General features: G+C 68.4%; 18 protein-coding genes, 1 rRNA gene and 1 riboswitch. Of the genes, 12 read left to right on the top strand and 7 right to left on the bottom strand.

Annotated features, from left to right (window positions below; genetic code table 11):
• Positions 1-98 precede the first annotated feature (98 nt).
• From nadD to BM417_RS41690, 8 genes are all read left to right on the top strand, one after another.
• A complete protein-coding gene (gene nadD, locus BM417_RS41725) occupies positions 99-680 on the top strand; it encodes a nicotinate-nucleotide adenylyltransferase (RefSeq protein ID WP_093605653.1) in 582 nt (193 codons plus the stop codon).
• Positions 681-765: 85 nt separating this feature from the next.
• Complete coding sequence (gene cspE, locus BM417_RS41720; protein ID WP_030468099.1) at positions 766-969, top strand: transcription antiterminator/RNA stability regulator CspE; 204 nt, start codon at positions 766-768, stop codon at positions 967-969.
• Positions 970-1,111: 142 nt separating this feature from the next.
• Positions 1,112-1,495 (top strand): ribosome silencing factor, encoded by a 384-nt coding sequence (gene rsfS / locus BM417_RS41715; RefSeq protein WP_030468098.1) that lies wholly within the window; start codon positions 1,112-1,114, stop codon positions 1,493-1,495.
• A gap of 8 nt (positions 1,496-1,503) precedes the next feature.
• Positions 1,504-2,109 carry a histidine phosphatase family protein gene (locus tag BM417_RS41710; protein WP_093605652.1) on the top strand — a complete coding sequence of 202 codons (606 nt, stop codon included), beginning with the start codon at positions 1,504-1,506 and terminating at the stop codon, positions 2,107-2,109.
• Positions 2,106-2,837, top strand: a complete 732-nt coding sequence (octT, locus tag BM417_RS41705; RefSeq protein ID WP_093605778.1) for a diglucosylglycerate octanoyltransferase — start codon at positions 2,106-2,108, stop codon at positions 2,835-2,837. Before BM417_RS41710 ends, octT begins: the two co-directional genes overlap by 4 nt.
• A gap of 20 nt (positions 2,838-2,857) precedes the next feature.
• On the top strand, positions 2,858-3,751 hold the full coding sequence (locus BM417_RS41700) for a DegV family protein (protein ID WP_093605651.1): 894 nt from the start codon (positions 2,858-2,860) through the stop codon (positions 3,749-3,751).
• Positions 3,752-3,838: 87 nt separating this feature from the next.
• Entirely contained in the window at positions 3,839-4,537 is a 699-nt protein-coding gene (locus tag BM417_RS41695; RefSeq protein WP_093605650.1) for a ComEA family DNA-binding protein, read from the top strand.
• Positions 4,538-5,345: 808 nt separating this feature from the next.
• Positions 5,346-8,102, top strand: coding sequence for a DNA internalization-related competence protein ComEC/Rec2 (locus tag BM417_RS41690; RefSeq protein WP_322789058.1), 2,757 nt, complete (start codon positions 5,346-5,348; stop codon positions 8,100-8,102).
• On the opposite strand, the gene BM417_RS47310 is transcribed toward BM417_RS41690, so the two are convergent.
• The gene (locus BM417_RS47310) at positions 8,096-8,629 is read right to left on the bottom strand and encodes a hypothetical protein (RefSeq protein WP_143139048.1); all 534 of its coding nucleotides are present in this window, start codon (positions 8,627-8,629) and stop codon (positions 8,096-8,098) included. The genes BM417_RS41690 and BM417_RS47310 overlap by 7 nt on opposite strands.
• A gap of 51 nt (positions 8,630-8,680) precedes the next feature.
• Positions 8,681-9,946: a threonine synthase gene (gene thrC / locus BM417_RS41680; RefSeq protein WP_093605648.1), complete on the bottom strand. Its 1,266-nt coding sequence runs from the start codon at positions 9,944-9,946 to the stop codon at positions 8,681-8,683.
• An 11-nt stretch (positions 9,947-9,957) separates the two neighbouring features.
• Positions 9,958-10,092, bottom strand: a riboswitch (SAM riboswitch).
• A gap of 78 nt (positions 10,093-10,170) precedes the next feature.
• Between thrC and holA the strand changes: the two genes are divergently transcribed.
• Positions 10,171-11,148 carry a DNA polymerase III subunit delta gene (gene holA / locus BM417_RS41675; RefSeq protein WP_093605647.1) on the top strand — a complete coding sequence of 326 codons (978 nt, stop codon included), beginning with the start codon at positions 10,171-10,173 and terminating at the stop codon, positions 11,146-11,148.
• Here holA and BM417_RS41670 read toward each other — a convergent pair whose 3' ends face one another.
• The 5 genes from BM417_RS41670 to BM417_RS41650 all read right to left on the bottom strand — a co-directional run bounded on the left by BM417_RS41670 (position 11,149) and on the right by BM417_RS41650 (position 16,021).
• Positions 11,149-11,958, bottom strand: a complete 810-nt coding sequence (locus tag BM417_RS41670; RefSeq protein ID WP_093605646.1) for a class I SAM-dependent methyltransferase — start codon at positions 11,956-11,958, stop codon at positions 11,149-11,151.
• 98 nt (positions 11,959-12,056) lie between these two features.
• Entirely contained in the window at positions 12,057-12,323 is a 267-nt protein-coding gene (rpsT, locus tag BM417_RS41665) for a 30S ribosomal protein S20 (protein WP_093605645.1), read from the bottom strand.
• A gap of 125 nt (positions 12,324-12,448) precedes the next feature.
• Positions 12,449-14,713, bottom strand: coding sequence for a glycoside hydrolase family 3 N-terminal domain-containing protein (locus BM417_RS41660; protein ID WP_143139047.1), 2,265 nt, complete (start codon positions 14,711-14,713; stop codon positions 12,449-12,451).
• A gap of 151 nt (positions 14,714-14,864) precedes the next feature.
• On the bottom strand, positions 14,865-15,089 hold the full coding sequence (locus BM417_RS41655) for a hypothetical protein (protein WP_093605643.1): 225 nt from the start codon (positions 15,087-15,089) through the stop codon (positions 14,865-14,867).
• On the bottom strand, positions 15,089-16,021 hold the full coding sequence (locus tag BM417_RS41650) for an SPFH domain-containing protein (protein ID WP_093605642.1): 933 nt from the start codon (positions 16,019-16,021) through the stop codon (positions 15,089-15,091). The genes BM417_RS41655 and BM417_RS41650 overlap by 1 nt, the downstream gene beginning before the upstream one ends.
• Positions 16,022-16,093: 72 nt before the next feature.
• On the opposite strand from BM417_RS41650, the gene BM417_RS41645 reads away from it, so the two are divergent.
• The 3 genes from BM417_RS41645 to BM417_RS41635 all read left to right on the top strand — a co-directional run.
• Entirely contained in the window at positions 16,094-16,528 is a 435-nt protein-coding gene (locus BM417_RS41645) for an NUDIX hydrolase (protein ID WP_093605641.1), read from the top strand.
• Positions 16,529-16,572: 44 nt separating this feature from the next.
• Complete coding sequence (locus tag BM417_RS41640; protein ID WP_093605640.1) at positions 16,573-17,919, top strand: polysaccharide lyase 6 family protein; 1,347 nt, start codon at positions 16,573-16,575, stop codon at positions 17,917-17,919.
• 395 nt (positions 17,920-18,314) lie between these two features.
• Positions 18,315-18,490: ribosomal RNA gene (locus tag BM417_RS41635) — 16S ribosomal RNA — on the top strand; the annotation flags it as partial.

Raw genomic sequence — 18,490 nt, 5'->3', positions numbered from 1 at the left:
GACCCGAACGGCCCGTTCTCCCCCTGGGCCGTGCGGTGTGATCAGCACGACCGGCGTCAGGCCATGGGAGCGGCCCGACGCCGGTCTACGCTGTTTTGATGCGCATCGGCGTCATGGGCGGCACGTTCGATCCCGTTCACCACGGCCACCTCGTGGCCGCCAGCGAAGTGCAGGCCAGGTTCGACCTGGACCGCGTGATCTTCGTGCCGACCGGACAGCCCTGGCAGAAGTCGTCGCGGGCGGTCTCCGCCGCCGAGGACCGCTACCTGATGACGGTCATCGCCACGGCCTCCAACCCCCGCTTCTCGGTCAGCAGGGTCGACATCGACCGCGAGGGCCCCACGTACACCGTGGACACGCTCTCAGACCTCAAGAAGCAGTACCCGGACGCCGACCTGTTCTTCATCACGGGCGCGGACGCGCTGGAGCAGATCCTGTCGTGGAAACGCGCGGCGGACGCGTTCGAGTTGGCTCACTTCATCGGAGTCACCCGTCCGGGCTACACGTTGAACGACCGCCATCTGCCGCCGGGGTCCGTGTCGCTCGTCGAGGTGCCTGCCATGGCGATCTCGTCGACCGGATGCCGCGCGCGTACTGCATCCGGTCAGCCCGTTTGGTACCTGGTCCCCGACGGTGTCGTCCAATACATCGCTAAAACAGGCCTGTACTCCGAGTCGTAACCACGTTCGAGTGGATTTTGCGTGCATCCGAGCGCTCGGGGAGCAACAATCAGCGGGTTGTTGCTGGTTCGTGGAAGGCAAGACTTTGGCTACAGGCACCGTGAAGTGGTTCAACGCCGAAAAGGGCTTCGGCTTCATCGCGCCCGACGACGGCTCGGCTGACGTCTTCGTGCACTACTCGGAGATCCAGTCCAAGGGTTTCCGTTCGCTCGAAGAGAACCAGAAGGTCGAGTTCGAGGTCGGACAGGGCCAGAAGGGGCCGCAGGCCCAGCAGGTCCGCCCGCTCTAAGGCTTCGGCACCGGTGAAGGCCACCTCAGGGCGCTGAGGTGGCCTTCGTCATGCGTGGGTGTGAAGTACCCGTTGGCGCGCGCCGGTACCCTCAGTAACTCGTGTGGGCGTATCGACGCTCGCCGGAAGTCAGAGGAGTGACGTGGCAGCCACCGACGAGGCACGACGGCTGGCGCTGGTCGCGGCGAACGCAGCGGCCGACAAGAAGGCGCACGACGTGACGGTGCTCGACGTCTCCGACCAGCTCGTGATCACCGACGTGTTCGTGATCGCGTCCGCTCCCAACGAGCGGCAGGTCGGCGCGATCGTCGACAACATCGAGGAGAAGCTGCGGGAGGCCGGCACGAAGCCGGTGCGCCGCGAAGGGGCCCGCGAGGGCCGTTGGGTGCTGCTGGACTTCGTCGACGTCGTGGTGCACGTGCAGCACGTCGAGGAGCGCAGCTTCTACGGCCTGGAGCGGCTGTGGAAGGACTGCCCGCGCATCGAGTTCGAAGCGGACGTCCCCGCCGACTCCACGGCTGAATGAGGTAGCTGATGGCCCTGAGCCGGCTCGTGCTGTGGCGGCACGGTGAGACCGACTACAACGCGACAGGTCGCCTGCAGGGTCATCTGGACTCGGCGCTCACCGAGACCGGCTTGAACCAGGCCAGGTTCGCCGTGCCGGTGCTCGCCGGGTTCGAACCGGAGATCGTCGTGGCCTCCGACCTGCAACGCGCGCGCAACACCGCCGGGGTGTTCACCTCGTCGACGGACGTTCCGTTGCGGATCGACGAACGGCTGCGCGAGACCCACCTGGGCAAGTGGCAGGGCCTGAACGTGGTCGAGGTCGAACGGGAGTGGCCGGGTGCGGTCACGGTGTGGCGCACCGATCCGACCTTCGCGCCGCCGGACGGCGAGTCGCGCGTCGAGGTGGCCGAGCGGGCCATCCAGGTGGTCAACGAGGTGGACGCGGAGTTCTCCGGGACCGTGCTGCTGTGCGCGCACGGTGGCCTGATCAGCGCGTTGACCGGGCGGCTGCTGGAGCTGCCGGTGGCGAACTGGTCGCAGCTCGGCGGCATCTCGAACTGCCACTGGACCGTGTTCACCCGCCGCAACGACCGGTGGCGGCTGTCGTCGTACAACGCGGGCACCACGCGTTGAGACTGCTCGTCCTCGGGGACTCGCTGTCGTTCTTCGGGCCTTCCGGGCCGCTGCCCGCTGATCATCCACGCCTGTGGCACAACATCTGTGCCGAGGCGCTGGGTGGATCGGCGGAGCTGGCGGCCGGGTTCGGGTGGACGGCGCGGGACGCCTGGTGGGCGTTGACCGGGGACCCGCGAATCTGGTCGTTGCTGCCCCGCACGGACGTGCTGGTGTTCGCGGTGGGCAGCATGGACACGCTGCCCTCGCCGTTGCCGACGTATCTGCGCGAGGGGCTGCGTTATCTGCGGCCGGACTGGCTGCGGCGTTGGGTGCGTGCGGGCTATCAGGCCGTGCAGCCGCGGTTGGCGCCTTACACGCGCGCGTCGCTGCCTCCTGCGCTGACTGCGCGCTATCTGCGGGACATGCACCAGTCGGTCCGCAATCTTCAGTACACGATGCCGGCGGTCGGGATCGTGCCGTCGGTGCACCGCGCGGCTACGTACGCGTATGCGCATCAGGGGCACGCGGCTGCGGTTGCCGCTGTGCGCGGGTGGGCCGCGGGTGCGGGTGTGCCGTTGCTGAACCTGCCCGCCGTGATCGGGGAGCACGTGCGGTCCGGTGCCGGAAATCCGGACGGGATGCACTGGGGCTGGGAGGGGCACGAGCTGGTGGGCAAGGCGATGGCGGAGTTGATCTCTTCGTTGGACACCATCTCGCCCGTGGCGTTGAGGCCCTCGGAGGAGTGAGCCCCGTAGGCTCGTCGCTCGTGCGCATCTCCATCGTCACCGACTCGACGGCATACCTGCCTGAGGGGTTCGCGAAGCGCCATGCGATCACTGTCGTGCCGCTGCACGTGGCGGTGGACGGTGCCGGACGCCTCGACGGCGTCGACTTCGGTCCCTTCGAACTGGCCGCCGCCCTCGCCGAGCACCGCCGGGTGACCACGTCGCGTCCCACGCCTGGCGAGGTGGCCGCCGTCTACCGCGAGGTTTTGTCGTCCTCCGATGCGGTCGTGTCCGTGCATCTCTCTCGCGAGCTGTCCGGGACGTGGGAGGCCGCACGGCTGGCGGCCGAGGAGGTCGATTCCTCCCGGATTCGCGTCGTCGACTCGCGGTCGACGGGCATGGGACTCGGGTTTTCGGTGTTGCGCGCGTGCGCGGCCATAGCGGCTGGACGTTCGCCCGCCGAGGTGGAGGACGCCGCTTCCTCGGCCGCTTCCCAGACCCGGATGTTCTTCTGCCTCGAGACGCTGGAGCACCTGCGCCGAGGCGGCCGGATCGGCACGGCGGCGGCGCTGGTGGGGACCGCGCTGGCCGTGAAACCGTTGCTGCACATGGACGACGGCCGGATCGTGCCGCTGGAGAAGGTGCGCACGATCAGCCGTGCCGTGGGCCGTCTGGTCGACCTGGCGGCGGCAGCGGCGGGTGACGGCCCGGTCGGACTGGCCGTGCACCACCTGGCCGCTCCCGAACGCGCCGCGGAACTGGCGACCCGGCTGGACGAACGGCTGCCCGGCTCGACGGGATGCGTGATCTCGGAGGTGGGCGCGGTGATCGGCGCGCACACGGGCCCAGGCGTGCTGGGCGTCGTGGTGCTGCCGGGAGGGCCGGACAGTCTCCCACAGACCCCCGACAATTCCGCGTCTTCGCGGCCCGAGTGATCGCGACCTGTCCACAACCCGCGAGTAATCCACAGCCCCGGAGCCAACCCCACCTCCCCGCCCACCCCGCTCCGTAACGTCGCTCGCATGTTCCCCCGCTCCCACCAGGACACCCTCCCGACCGAACGCCTCGCCGCCCTGGCCGACAAGGTGAGAGCCGACCCGACCCTGGTCTACGCACGATCAGAGGACTCGGACGAACACGGCCCGCCTCGCCACCGCTTCCGCCTGCCGCGCCTCCCACGCCGAGGCCTGCTCGCTGTGGGCGTGGCCATGGCGTGCGCGGTGATAGGCCTGGGCAGCTGGTGGCAGAGCCCTGCCGCCGAGCCCGCCCCGGACCTGGCACTGGTGAGCACCTCGGCCCCGGCCCCCGAACTCGTCGTGAACGTGATCGGTGAGGTGGCCACCCCAGGCCTGATCACCGCACCGTCGGGCGCACGGGTGGCCGACGCCATCCGCCTGGCCGGAGGCATGAAACCGGGCACCGACCTCCACGACCTGAACCTGGCCCGCAAACTCACCGACGGCGAACAGATAGCGGTGGGTATCCCACCCCCGCCCCAGGGCGGTGCGGCACAGGCCGGCGCGTCCCAGCCGAAGCTGAACCTGAACTCCGCCACGGCGACCGAACTCGACACCCTCCCCGGCGTGGGCCCGGTGACGGCTCAGCGCATCGTCGACCACCGCACCCGCAAAGGCCCCTTCGCCTCGGTCGACCAACTCCGCGACGTAGAAGGCATCGGCGACTCGAAGCTGGCCAGGCTGGCCGAACTGGTCCACACATGACCCTCGCCGCCAAAGCCCTGGCCCTCTACCACCGCGCCAGGGCCCAGTACCGCCACCTGACGAGCCCGTCACTCCTCCCAGCCGACCACAACCACCCCGTCCGCCGGCTGGCCGTCGCCTTCCCAGTCCACCGCTCCCCAACCCCACCCCGCCGCCGATCCCGCCCACTGACGACAGCCCTCCGCCACCTGCTGACCGAAGCCTTCCCAGCGCCTCCACCCGCACCACCGCGCCTGGCGACACCCGCTCCGTTCGCCAGCCCAGCGCCCCCACCCGTACCACCGCGCCCGGCGCCACCCGCTCCGCTCCCCAGCCCAGCGGCTCTCCACCAGCGACCTTGCCGCCTGTGCGCGGCAACCGTGCACCCCTGAATCTGTTTGCCGGCCCTGCGAAATCAACCGCGTGCCCACGCCCTGCCGCCCGATCCGTTCCTCCGGCCGCAGACCTTCTCCCCGGCAACGTGCCGCGGCCCTGGAACTCGCCTGCCAGCCCAACGAAAACCAGCAGGGCCCGCCCGCCCGCGCCGTGATTCCCCACCCGGATCGGCCGCCGGTCCGCACTCGTCCCCGGGCAGCGGCCCCATGGCACCCGCCCCAACTCACCGATCGGAGTCAGCCATGCCCTCGGTCCGCATCACCCGCCACTCACGCATCGACACCGCCTGGCACCACCCCACATCCCGACGCCCCCAGATCCAGCCGCAAGCTCTCCCGCGCCACTCACGGCCAGGCCCTCCGACGCTCCCGCAACCCCGCCAAGGCAGCCCCAGCCCTGAGCCGAGACCTCCCACCCGCCAGGGGAGGCCCCGGTGTCTCGCAAGCACTCGATAGCCCACGACTACCGCCTGGTCCCGGCGGCCGCCGCGGTGTGGACCACAGCCGTGGCCGGCCTCTTCCTGAGCTGGCAGGCAGCGGCGATCACCGGCCTGGCAGCAGGAGCCATCGGCCTCGCCGCCTGGCGAAGAGCGTGGTGGACCAAGACGTGCGCGATAGCCCTCCTGATCTCCGGCCCGCTGGCGGCAGCCTGGGTAGGCGGCCACGTTCTGCGAGCCGAGTCCCACCCACTCCGCCTGGCCGCCAACGAAGGCCGCAGCACCACCCTCACCGTCGAGCTCACCACCAGACCGAAGGGAATCCGAGCCGCGGGTTTCGGCGGAACCCAGGCAGGCGTGGAGAACGTCGTGATCAGAGCGACGGCGAACGGCGCCCAGCTGGTCCTGCTGGCCCCGGCGGCCAAGTGGCGGGATCTGTTGCCGGGCCAGAAGGTCACGGTCAAAGGCACGCTCGCCCCACCGAGAGGCGGCGACCTCGCGTCGGCGTTGCTGCGGGTACGAGGTCCGCCGGGCAACCCACGACCGCCGCCGGTCTGGCAGACGTGGGCCGACGAACTCCGTGACGGCCTGCGGCAGGCCAGCACAGTGCTCGACGACGAGGAAGCCGGACTTCTGCCGGCGCTCGTGGTGGGCGACACCGAGCAGATGGTGCCGCGCATCGTGGACGAGTTCCGCACAGCGGGCCTCTCCCACCTGCTCGCCGTGAGCGGCGCGAACCTGGCCATCGTGTGCGGCGCGGTCTATCTCCTGACCAGGCGGCTCGGTCCACGTCCGGCGGCTTTGGCCGCCATGGCCGCGCTGGTCGGGTTCGTGATCCTGGCCGGGCCGGAGCCGAGCGTCCTCCGGGCCGCGGTCATGGGTGCCGTCGCGTTGCTGGCGTTGGTGCTGGGACGGCAGCGGTCCGCGGTGCCGAGCCTCGCGACGGCGGTGTTCGTTCTGGTGCTTCACGATCCGGCGCTGGGTGGTGATCCCGGGTTCGCGTTGTCCGTGGTGGCGACGGCGGCGTTGGTACTCGTCGCGCCGAGGTGGGCGCGGGCGCTCAAACGGCGTGGCGTGCCGAACGGGCTGGCCGAAGCGATTGTCGTGCCGATGGCCGCGAGCCTTGCCACGGCTCCTTTGGTGGCGGGGCTGTCCGGGCAGGTGAGCCTGGTGTCGGTGGTGGCCAACCTGGTCGCCGGGCCGGTGGTCGCGCCGGCGACGGTGCTGGGTGTGATGGCGGCGGCCATCGCCCCGCTCTCGCCCCGCGCGGCCGAGGTCATCACCCACGTGGCCGGGCCCGCGGTGACCTGGCTGATCCAGGTCGGACGGCAGGCGGCGTCCGTGCCCGGTGCGGCGGTCGGCTGGCCGGACGGCTGGGCCGGGGCGATCGCGCTGGCCGCCGTCACGGCCGCGGTCGTGTTGTTGCTGCGGTTCAAGAAGACGCGGACGTTGGTCGTCGCGGTGCTCGTCGGCGTGTTCGTGGTGCTGGTGCCGGTGAGAGTCGTGGCGCCGGTCTGGCCACCCGACGGGTGGAAGGTCGTCAGCTGCGACGTGGGGCAGGGCGATGCGCTGGTCCTGGCCACCGACACGGCGGACACGGCGGTCGTGGTCGACACCGGGCCCGATCCCGGCGCCGCCGATCGGTGCCTGAAGACGTTGGGAATCAAGAAGATCCCGCTGGTGGTGTTGACGCACCTGCACGCGGATCACATCGGCGGTCTCGACGCCGTGCTCACCGGACGTGCGGTGGGAGCGGTCGCGGTCGGGCCGCTCAAGGAGCCCGCGTGGGCGTGGAGGGAGGTCGGCGAACGAGCCCGCGCTCAGCACGTGCGGGTGGTGGAGCCGAAGGCGGGCGAGCGGTTCGCCCTGCCCGGACTGGAGTTGGAGGTGCTGGGACCGAGGCGGCCGCCGGTCGCCCAGGACGAGAACACGACGGTGAACGACTACTCGCTCGTGCTCAAGGCGCACACGAGGGCAGGCCGGGTGTTGCTCACCGGTGACGTCGAACTGGCCGGCCAGGCGGCGTTGCTGGGGGAGCGGGACCTGAACGCCGAGGTGCTCAAGGTGCCACACCACGGTTCGCGGTACTCGCTGCCCGCGTTCCTCAAGGCGGTGCGGCCGCGAGTGGCGCTGGTGAGCGTCGGCACGGGCAACAGGTACGGGCACCCGAGTCCGCACGTCATCGACGTGTTGCGGACGGGAGGCGCGTTGGTGTTGCGCACGGACAAGGACGGAGACCTGGCGGTCTTGCCGGGAAACCGAATCGTACGAAGGAGAAGAGATGGTCTGGGTCAGGTTGTTCAACGCGCGCTACCCGATTCCCGGTGGCACGCAAGGGCTCGCATGGGCGCTGTGGCAGACGAACTACTCGGCGACGCCGTGGCCGCACGACGAGCTCAAACCCGATTTCGGTTACTACGTCTGCGAAACGCTCGAAGACGACACACGCGCCGTCACGTACCGGGCGACGACCACACATGTGCTGCCGCCGACGAAGGCCGCGACTCCGGAGGAGGCGTACGACCTCGCCGCGGAGCACGTGTTCGACGACGGTCTGCGGATCGCGCCGGACGTCTGGCACGACTACCACTACAACGCGCTCAAGGCGGAAGCCCCGTGGCCGCAACGGATCGTGGCGTGGCGCGCGAACGTGGAACCGGTCGGGCCACACGTCGTGGACGGCCTGCAACGCTTCCCGCGCACGGGCTGGCTCAAGACGGACGCGATCTCCCTGTGAGCCGGCGCGTTCAGTGATGGTGGCCGAGAAGACTGTCGGCCAACGGCAGGGAAAGGCGTCTGCTGTCGGGCCACGGAGGGCGGTCGGGAGCCGATCCCCACGTGAGGTGGACCTGAGCGAACCACGCCGGGTCCTCCTCGACACCGAACACCACCTCGTCGCAGGCATCGCAGCGAGCGATCGCGATGATCGTCTTGCCGAACAACGGGTGTCCGTTCGCGACCTCGGTACGCAACTGCTCTTCCAGAGCAACCCTGGTGTCCTTGTCAGCGATCACCGCCCACGGCTCAGGCAGTGGTCGTAGCGTCGCGAACAGGTAGTCGTGCTCGGGAAGCGATCCGCCATCGGACCACGGACCCGTGCCGCCTTCGTGTCGCCAGGCAACGTGACAGCAGTTTCCGCATCGCCGAAGCTCACGAATGTCCTTGCGGCGCGCGCGAAGCGGGTCCTCAGGCGAGGCTTGGCGGAGGGTCCGGCCGGTCAGCGGCGCGGAGCAGCTTGGGCACAGGTCCACGCCCGGAATATGGCAGGAGCCGACGATCACGCACAACGCGGTTCGGGGACGCACGCGCGTCCCCGAACCGGAGGGAGGTGACTAACGAGGTGAACCCAGTGCCTTGATGACGGCCTCGGCGGACGGCGGGACCGTCGCGCGCGGGCCGATCGTGTCGCCGAGCGCGTCGAGGGTCTTGAGGCCGTCGCCGGTGATCAGCAGCACGGTCTCGGCGTCCGGGTCGAGCTGGCCCGACTCGAACAGCTTCTTCGCCGTCGCGACGGTCACGCCGCCGGCGGTCTCGGCGAAGATGCCCTCGGTGCGGGCGAGCAGCTTGATGCCCTCGACGACCTCTTCGTCGGTGACGTCGTCGATGGCGCCGTTGGTGCGGCGCACGGCGTCGAGCACGTACGGGCCGTCGGCCGGGGCGCCGATCGCCAGCGAGCGCGCGATCGTGTCCGGGCGGACCGGGCGGATGACGTCGTGGCCCGCCTTGAAGGCGGCGGAGATCGGGGAGCAGCCGGTGGCCTGCGCGCCGTAGACCTTGTACGGCGTGGCTTCGACCAGGTCGAGCTGGCCGAGTTCGCGGAACGCCTTGTCGACCTTGGTGAGCTGCGAGCCGGACGCGATCGGCACGACGATCTGGTCGGGCAGGCGCCAGCCGAGCTGTTCGGCGACCTCGTAGCCGAGCGTCTTCGAGCCTTCCGCGTAGTACGGGCGGACGTTGACGTTCACGAACGCCCAGTCCTCGTTCTCCGCGGCGAGCTCCTGGGCGAGGCGGTTCACGTCGTCGTAGTTGCCGTCGACGGCGATCAGGTCGCCTTCGTACACCGCGCTCATGAGGATCTTGGCGCGCTCGAGATTGGAGGGAACGAGAACGACCGACTTCCAGCCCGCACGGGCGGCGGCCGCGGCGACGGCGTTCGCCAGGTTGCCGGTGGACGGGCAGGCCAGCACCTTGAAGCCGAGTTCACGGGCGGCGGCGAGCGCGACGCCGACGACGCGGTCCTTGAACGAGTGGGTGGGGTTGCCGGTGTCATCCTTCACCCAGATCTTGCGGACGCCCAGGGCCTTGGCGAGGTTGTGCGCCTCGACCAGACGGGTGCCGCCGGGATCGGTGTTCGGGTGCTGTTCCACAGTGGACGGAACAGGGAGAAGGCCGCGGTAGCGCCAGATCGACCTGGGGCCGGCCTCGATGTCCTCGCGCCGGATCTTCCCGAAGTCGTAGGCCACTTCCAGCGGCCCGAAACACTCGAGACAGGCGTACTCAGGAGCGAGAGGGGTTTCATTTCCGCACTCACGGCACAGCAGTGCGCGGGCGGGGCCGAGGTCGAACTTGGTGCTCGTAGGCACAGAGACAGCAGTCATCGCGAGGTATCTCCTCATCTTTCCCGCGAAATCGAACGGGTCGGAATTGGCACCGTGATCGTCGTGTGCGCACAGTTCTGCGCATAGCGGTGACGCCGGTTGCCGGGGCTTCGTCGGGCCGTTCCCTCTGCCCCTCTGGATGAGCGGTGTTCAGTTGTGGCTACCAACCTACGGCACCTGTCCGTTGGTCAGCCACAACCGTCCACGATTCGGGACGTGGGAAGATGCGGAGCGTGAGCGCACCGGAGTCACTGCACCTCGTCATCGGCGAGGAGGAGTTGCTGGTCGAACGTGCTGTTCGGGCGGCTCTCGAGGCCGCCCGCGAGGTCGATTCGACGGCCGACCTGACCCGCGTCCAGGTGACTGATCTCACGGCTCCCGAGCTGGCCGAACTGGTGAGCCCGTCGCTGTTCGCGGAGGGTCGCGTGATCGTCCTGCAGAACGGGCAGGACATCAGCAAGGAGGTCGCCGACACGGTGCTCTCCTACGTCAAGACGCCCGCGGACGGGGTCACGCTCGTCGTCGTGCACACGGGCGGTGGTCGCAGCAAGGCGGCCAAGGACCTGCCCGGACAGCTGAAGAAGGCCGGTGCCGCGGTCACGGAATGCGCCAAGGTCACCAAGTCCGCCGAGCGCGAGGCGTTCGTGCGCAACGAGGTGCGGCGGGCGGGCGGCAAGATCGATCCGGAGGCCGTCGCCACGCTCATCGACGCCGTGGGCACGAACCTGCGCGAGCTCGCCGCGGCCTCGTCGCAACTCGTCTCCGACACCGACGGCAAGGTGACGGTCGAGGAGATCCGCCGCTACCACCAGGGCAAGGCCGAGGTGACGGGGTTCGCCGTCGCGGAGAAGGCCGTCGTCGGTGATCGGGCGGGCGCCATGGAGGCGCTGCGCTGGGCCATGCAGCTCGGCGTGCCGCACGTGCTGGTCGCGGACGCGCTGGCGGACGCGGTGCGCACGGTCGCGCGCGTGTCCGCCGTGGGCCGCGCCGACCCGTTCAGCCTGGCCGGTCCGCTCGGCATGCCGCCGTGGAAGATCAAGAAGGCGCAGGCCCAGTCGCGCGGCTGGGACCAGGCGGGGCTCGCCGACGCGATGCAGGTGGTCGCGGGGCTCAACGCCGACGTGAAGGGTGTGGCGGCCGACGCCGACTACGCGCTCGAACGTGCCGTGCTCCGGATCGTGGCCGCGCACAGCCGCCGCTGATCACTGTCGGCGTGGGATCCCGATCAGGTACTGGGCTCCGGTGAAGCCGGGTTCGACGCCGATCGTCCACGTGAACGACTCGGTGCCGTTCAGGCCGTCGACCATCCGCCGCAGTTCCGCACGCCCGTACATGCGCAGGAACGACACGACGCTGTCCCAGAACATCATGAACGGCAGCACCGGCACGACGTAGGTCAGTGCCAGCCGCAGCAGGTAGCGCGGCAGGGGATTGCGCTGGAACGGAGCCGCCAGCAGCACGGCCAGCGTGAGGAAGAACGGGAACACCAGCACGTAGAGCCACGACCGCTTGGTGTCCACGACGACCATCGGCTGCCGGGTGTCGACGGCGTTCTGCAGCATGCGCGCGGCCAGCGCGGGCGGGAAGTGGTGGAAGGCGCCGTAGATCGTCCGCGTCCCTTCCAACCGGCAGTCCGTGGCGTCGACCGACGACGGCATGTGGTCCACCGAGCAGCACGGATCCGGCAGCCGCCGCCGGTTCGCTGCGGCGACGCGTTCGAAGGCGGGCACGTTCGGCACCAGGTCCGTCAGCGTGACCTGGGTGTGGACGCCCTCCGCGTGCAGCCGCCGCTGGATCAGCGGCACCGGCCCGCCCGAACCGGCGCAGAGGTCGACGATCCGGTGGTCCGCGCCCGACCGCAGGGCCAGTGCCAACGGGCGGGAGTACTCGCGCGCGGCGTCCGTCAGCCGGTAAATGGTCGTGATGGACTCCGTGTGCAGCGTGCGCAACACGGCCGGCGTGCCGTCGAGATCGTGCAGCTCGACGAAGTCGATGCGCGGAAGCGATTCCATGGAGCTACGCCTACCGTGCCCGAGGCCGCATGCGAAAGGGCTCCACCTCCCGGAGGAGATGGAGCCCTTTGCAGAAGTTCGAAGCTCTACGAGCGAGATCAGCCCTCGAGGGAGTTCGCGCGCAGCGCCATCGCCGACTTCTTGTTGGCGGCCTGGTTGGCGTGGATGACGCCCTTGCTGGCGGCCTTGTCGAGCTTGCGGGACGCGTCCTGCAGCAGCTCCAGGGCCTTCGCCTTGTCACCGGCCTCGGCAGCCTCGCGGAACTTGCGGACAGCCGTCTTCAGGGACGACTTGACCGACTTGTTGCGAAGGCGAGCCTTCTCGTTGGTCTTGATCCGCTTGAGCTGGGACTTGATGTTCGCCATGCGACATCACCCTTCTTGTCGAAACCGGAGTTCGTGACGCGCTATGTCGGCACCGGCCACAAGGGCCAGGTCTCCTCCACGGCGGAGAGCCGCGCGTTCACGACGACGAAGGATATCAGGCCAGCTCAGCGCACCGTGAAGGTGGCCTTCTCGGCACCCACCACGGCCTCGTAACCGCCGCGGGCGATCTCACGCCGTCCGTCACCGTCCACGTCACCGACGGTCAGGGCCAGCTGCGCGAGCTTGAACGACACCTCGACCTGCTTCGACTGACCAGCAGCGAGTTCCACGTGCGTGAAGCCCACCAGCCGGGCGTCCGGCGTGAGCACCGGGGACGCCGGCTGACGCACGTAGACCGGCACCACAACGGTGCCCGCACGCCCACCGGTGTTCGCCACCGTGAACTTCACCACGCCGTTCTGACGATCAACGGACACCGAGGTCCCCGAGGTCGTGAACGACGTGTACGACAGCCCGTGCCCGAAAGCGTAGAGCGGGTCGTACTTCGCGCCCGCCGAGGTGTTCGCCCCCGGCAGCTGGTCGTAGGTCAGCGTCGGGTCGCCCAGCGCCTTCGGCCACGACACGGGCAGCTTGCCGCTCGGGTTCACCGCGCCGAACAGCACGTCGGCGATCGCCCGGCCACCCTCGCTGCCCGGCAACCAGCCCGCGACCAGCGCGTTCGCGTCCGCCGCCGCACCGAGCACCTGCGGACGCGCGGTCAGCAGCACCACGACCACCGGCTTGCCGGTCGCCTGCACCGCGTCCACCCACGCCTGCTGCTCGGGCGTCAGCACCGGGTTCTCCGTGTCGGCAGGACCCTCCGCACCGGGCTTCTCACCCAAGACGACGACGACCGCGTCCGCACCGTCCGCCTCAGCCACCGCCGCGGCCTGAGTCGGTGCGTGCACGACAGACGCACCGGGAACGGCCTCGCGCACACCGGTCAGCACGGTCGCGGTCGGCGGCAACGGCGAGTCGTCCGGCACGCCCTGCCACTCGACGGTCCAGCCGCCGAGCTGGCGACGCACGTCGTCCGCGGTCTCACCGGTCACGACGATCTTCTTGGCAGCGGAGGACAACGGCAGCACGCCGTCGTTCTTCAGCAGCACCGTGCCCTCGGCGGCCGCCTGGCGCGCCAGCGAGCGATCCACGTTCACCACGTTGCCGTCGGCCTTCGCCGGGTCCACGTACGGCTTCTCGAACAGCCCCAGGTCGAACTTGAGCTTCAGCACCCGCCGCACGGCCTGGTCGATCCGGCCGCGCGACACGGAACCGTCGCGGACGTTCGCCAGCAGCAACGACGTGAACTCGGCCGCGTTCGACGGTTCCATCGCCATGTCCACACCGGCGTTGACGCTCATCGCGATCGCCGTCTTGTAGTCGGGCGCGACCTTGTGCCGGTCCACCAGGTACTTCATGTCCTGCCAGTCCGAGACCGCGACGCCCTTGAAGCCCATCCTGTCGCGCAGCTGGGTCTGCAACATGTACTTCGACGCGTGCACCGGCACACCGTTGAGCGAGCCGGAGTTGATCATCACGGTCTTCACGCCCGCGTCGAACTGCGCCTGGAACGACGGCAGCACGAGGTCCTGCAACTGCCGGATCGGAATCTGCGCCGCCGCGCGGTCGTGCCCGTTCGCCGGCGCCGAGTACCCGGCGAAGTGCTTCGCCGTCGCGGTCAGCTGCGCGGTGTCGTCCACCTTGGACTGCTGCCCGCGCACGTTCGCCGCCGCCAGTTGCCCGGACAGGAACGGGTCCTCGCTGTAGGTCTCGTAGAAACGGCCCCAGCGCGTGTCCCGCGCGATGTCGGAGACCGGTGCGAAATTCCAGAAGACACCGGTGGCGCGCAACGCCTTCGACGCGGACACGCCGATCTTCTCCTGAAGCCCGGGATCCCACGTCGCGCCGAGCCCGATCTGGTGCGGGAACATCGTCGCGGAGATGACGTTGTTGTGCCCGTGCACGCCGTCCGCGCCGTAGATGATCGGGATCTTCAACCTGTTGTTCTCCAACGCATAGCGCTGGATCGCGTTGTTCATCTCGGCCCACGCCTTGGGCGTGTTGTCGAGCGGCGCGTCACCGCCGCCGGAGAGGATCGAGCCCACGTGCGCGTCCGCGAGCACCGTCTTCAGACAGGAGTCGACCAACGGCCCGTTGACGTTGTTGCAGTCACCGCGCAGCTTCCCGACGCGGATCTGGGCCATCTGCCCGATCTTCTCCTCGACCGTCATTCTGCGCAGCAGGTCCTCGACCCGCCGCTCCGTTGACGCCCGACTGTCCAAATAGATCTCTCTACCTGCCGCCAGACCACCGGCCGGTGTCAGCGAGGCAATCACCACAGCAACGCCCAGCACGCCGAGTCCAGCGCGCTTGCGGGAGAACAAAGACAAGACTCCTCCACGTTCCCGGTGCGCCCGCCGCACACCATCGCGTGGAGGAGTCAGCCAAGACACCCCCGAACGGCTGAACTCGATGACAGCGTTTTCATGCTGGTGAAACGCCTGTTCAGTGCCTTGCGTCCAGGGAGTTCCGGAACAGGAACTACGCCTGTTCCGGAGGCTCTTCAGGTTCCGGGTTCTTGGGGGGCCTGCCGCGGCGAGGAATCTTCTTCGCCTCGCTGGGCAGCCGGCCCGCCTCCGCCAGTGCACGCCGCAGCAGGAACTCGATCTGCGCGTTGGTGCTGCGCAGCTCGTCGTTCGCCCACCTGCTCAACGCGTCGTGCACCGCCGGGTCCAGCCTGAGCAGAACGTTTTTGCGCTCAGCCATCAGGTGTAGAGCGATCCCGCGTTCACCACGGGCTGGGTGGATCGGTCACCGCACAGGACGACGAGCAGGTTCGACACCATCGCCGCCTTGCGTTCCTCGTCGAGCTCCACGACGTCGTGCTCGGCGAGCCGATCCAGCGCGAGCTCGACCATGCCGACGGCGCCCTCGACGATCCGGGTCCGTGCCGCCACGACCGCACTCGCCTGCTGGCGTTGCAACATGGCGTGGGCGATCTCCGGTGCGTACGCGAGGTGGGTGAGCCGTGACTCGATCACCTTCACGCCGGCGGACTGCACGCGTGCCGAGATCTCGATCGCGAGCGTCTCGGTGATCTCGTCCGCGTTCTCCCGCAGCGACAGACCGGTCTCCTCGTGGTTGTCGTACGGGTAGCTGTTCGCGATGTGCCGTACGGCGGTCTCGGTCTGGATGCCGACGAACCGCACGAAGTCGTCGACCTCGAACCGTGCGCGCGCAGTGTCCTCGACCTGCCACACGACCACGGCCGCGATCTCGATCGGGTTGCCGTCCGCGTCGTTGACCTTCAGCGTCTGGGTCTCGTGGTTGCGGATCCGGGTCGAGATCTTCTCCCGCGTGGTGAGCGGGTTCGCCCACCTCAGACCATCCGTGCGCACCGTGCCCACGTAACGGCCGAGGAACTGGAGCACCCGCGCCTCACCCGGCGCGACGGTGAACAGCCCCTTCATGATCAGCGATCCCGCGAGGAACAGCAGCACCATGATCACGATGATCGCCCCGGACGGGTCACCGCCGTCCGCGGCCTTGCCGATCACGCCGTCGACCAGCAGCCACACGCCCACCGCGTACACCGCCAATCCTGCGAAGAACATCGGAAGACCGGTCACGTCCCGTGCGTGCTTCTCACGCACCACCGGTGCAGGCATATGCACCGTCGTCTCCAGCGCCGCGCTCATCCGGACCCCCTGTCGAAGTAGTATCTAAGTGATATCACTTTTCCGGGGTGATCGCCAGTTAGGCTGGATCGCATGAGGGCGAAGAAGCAGCGCGTGGCCGCGTACGGGGTGTGCATCAACGACGACGACGAGATCCTGCTGGCGCGCTGGATTGGCCCAAAGGGCAAACGTTGGATCCTGCCCGGAGGCGGCATCGACCACGGCGAGCACCCGTACGACGGGGTCATCCGGGAGGTCGAGGAGGAGACCGGCTACACCGTCGAGGTGCTCCGCCTGCTCGGTATCGACTCCGAGTTCCGAGAGGAGCCGGACCGCGACTACCACGCGCTTCGCATCATGTACGAGGTGCGGATCGTGGGCGGCGAGCTGCGCAACGAGGTGGGCGGCTCGACCGACCTCGCGCAGTGGTTCCCCGTGTCAGAGGTCGGACAACTGGACCGCGTGCCGTCCCTCGATACGGCCCTCGGTTTGTATCGAACTGCCCCACCTGCCGGAATCTTGCGGTAGATTCCGCTCTACCGCCGCCAACTTGCCTCCTATGGAGTTGGCGAATGATCCGATCACTGGCCGCAGTCGGCGCGGCCGCCCTGCTGTCGTCCTTCGTCCACGTGCCGGCCCACGCGGCTGTCGTCAGCGTCTCGAGCGTGTCCTCCCTGCAGGCCGCCCTCGACACCGCGCGAGCCGGTCAGCGCATCGTGCTCGCCCGAGGCCTGCACACCGCCGACCAGCCCATCAAGATCACCAGGTCGGGCATCACCGTCGCCGCGCAGACCGTCGGCGGCACGGTGTTCACCCGCGGCGGCTTCGAACTCGGAGCCGTTCGAGACGTGACAATCGAGGGCTTCGTCTTCAACGGAACCAGCACGCTCTCGGTCCCCGCGGAAGCGCAGGCCACGCGCATCACCCGCAACACGTACTCGGGGAACAAGGACGGCGCTTCGCTCAGCGTGAGCGCCGACGACGTCCAGATCGACCACAACACGTTCCAGAACCGGACCAACGAGGGCGTCTACCTCCAGATCACCGGCCCCGGCAGCGAGATCGCCAAGCGGTCGTGGATCCACCACAACTACTTCTACAACCACCAGTTCACCGGCGCGAACGGCGGTGAGTCGATCCGGCTCGGCTACAGCCACAAGCAGTCGAAGTCGGCGAACGCGATCGTCGAGCACAACCTGTTCGAGAAGGCGGACGGCGACGCCGAGGCCATCTCGATCAAGTCGTCGGACAACATCGTCCGCTACAACACGATCCGCAACAGCAAGGGCTACATCGTCCTGCGTCACGGCCACCGCACCACGGTCGAGGGCAACCTGCTGTTCAACAGCGGCATCCGCTTCCACGGAAACGACCACAAGGTCATCAACAACTACGTGGAGACCACCAAGGACCGCGCGATCGTGTTCGGCTCGGGCAAGGAGGCCGACAGCGGCCCCGACTCGAAGCTGCACGATCGTCCTGACCGCGTGACGGTCGCGTTCAACACGCTGATCGGCACCGGCGAGGTGGTGGACAGCGACGGCGGGGATTTCAAGCCGAAGGACTGCGTGCTCGCGAACAACGTCATCAAGGGTTCTTCCGGTGGCGTCGTCTCCATGCACGCCGGTTCGACCGTGAAGTACGAAGGCAACGTCATCTGGGGTGGCACCGGAGGCAGCATGCCGGCGTCCGGTTACAAGTCCGTGGACCCGAAGCTGGTGAAGGACGCCAACGGACTGTTCCGGCTTGCTTCCGGTAGCCCGGCCATCGACGCGTCGGCAGGCACCTACTCCTATGTGACGCGTGACTTCGACCCGCAGGCGCGTTCGGGCAAGCCTGATGTCGGGGCGGATGAGTACAACTCGTCGGCGGTGCGGAAGCCGCTGACGAAGGCCGATGTCGGGGTCTCCGCGCCCTGACGAACGCATTTGTCCTGGTGATCGCACGTTTGGCGGTCACCAGGACCCCCGATTTGGAGATCGAAACAGGCCCGTGTAATGTTCTCCATGTCAGAGCGAAGCGGGCCGGGAAATACAGACCGGAACGGGCCTGGCCAAAAAACCGGAAGATAAAGAGCCTCCAAGAGGCCGATTTGACACCGGGCAGCGAGACCAAATAAGCTTCAAACACAGCCCCGAGAGAAAGCCTCCGGAAACGGAGACTGGAACCGGTGAGCGCGTGTTCTTTGAGAACTCAACAGCGTGCCGAAACACAGCCAGTAATATATGAATTACCTCCTCGTCGAGGTAGTTCCTTTGAGGCAAGACTAGATTGATGCCAGACATATTCCGTCTGGAGCGATCAAACACAATCCTTATTGGAGAGTTTGATCCTGGCTCAGGACGAACGCTGGCGGCGTGCTTAACACATGCAAGTCGAGCGGTAAGGCCCTTCGGGGTACACGAGCGGCGAACGGGTGAGTAACACGTGGGTAACCTGCCCTGTACTCTGGGATAAGCCTTGGAAACGAGGTCTAATACCGGATACGAC

Origin of the sequence: Lentzea waywayandensis (genome assembly GCF_900115955.1) — a bacterium.
Classification (GTDB): domain Bacteria; phylum Actinomycetota; class Actinomycetes; order Mycobacteriales; family Pseudonocardiaceae; genus Lentzea; species Lentzea waywayandensis.
The sequence above is the reverse complement of the archived record's forward strand: the minus strand, read 5'-3'. Positions and strand labels throughout refer to the sequence as shown.

Coding starts and splice junctions, on each gene's coding strand:
- nadD (WP_093605653.1), top strand. CDS start 99: ATGCGCATCGGCGTCATGGGCGGCACGTTCGATCCCGTTCACCACGGC.
- BM417_RS41710 (WP_093605652.1), top strand. CDS start 1,504: ATGGCCCTGAGCCGGCTCGTGCTGTGGCGGCACGGTGAGACCGACTAC.
- BM417_RS41695 (WP_093605650.1), top strand. CDS start 3,839: ATGTTCCCCCGCTCCCACCAGGACACCCTCCCGACCGAACGCCTCGCC.
- thrC (WP_093605648.1), bottom strand. CDS start 9,946: ATGACTGCTGTCTCTGTGCCTACGAGCACCAAGTTCGACCTCGGCCCC.
- holA (WP_093605647.1), top strand. CDS start 10,171: ATGCGGAGCGTGAGCGCACCGGAGTCACTGCACCTCGTCATCGGCGAG.
- BM417_RS41670 (WP_093605646.1), bottom strand. CDS start 11,958: ATGGAATCGCTTCCGCGCATCGACTTCGTCGAGCTGCACGATCTCGAC.
- rpsT (WP_093605645.1), bottom strand. CDS start 12,323: ATGGCGAACATCAAGTCCCAGCTCAAGCGGATCAAGACCAACGAGAAG.
- BM417_RS41655 (WP_093605643.1), bottom strand. CDS start 15,089: ATGGCTGAGCGCAAAAACGTTCTGCTCAGGCTGGACCCGGCGGTGCAC.
- BM417_RS41650 (WP_093605642.1), bottom strand. CDS start 16,021: ATGAGCGCGGCGCTGGAGACGACGGTGCATATGCCTGCACCGGTGGTG.
- BM417_RS41645 (WP_093605641.1), top strand. CDS start 16,094: ATGAGGGCGAAGAAGCAGCGCGTGGCCGCGTACGGGGTGTGCATCAAC.
- BM417_RS41640 (WP_093605640.1), top strand. CDS start 16,573: ATGATCCGATCACTGGCCGCAGTCGGCGCGGCCGCCCTGCTGTCGTCC.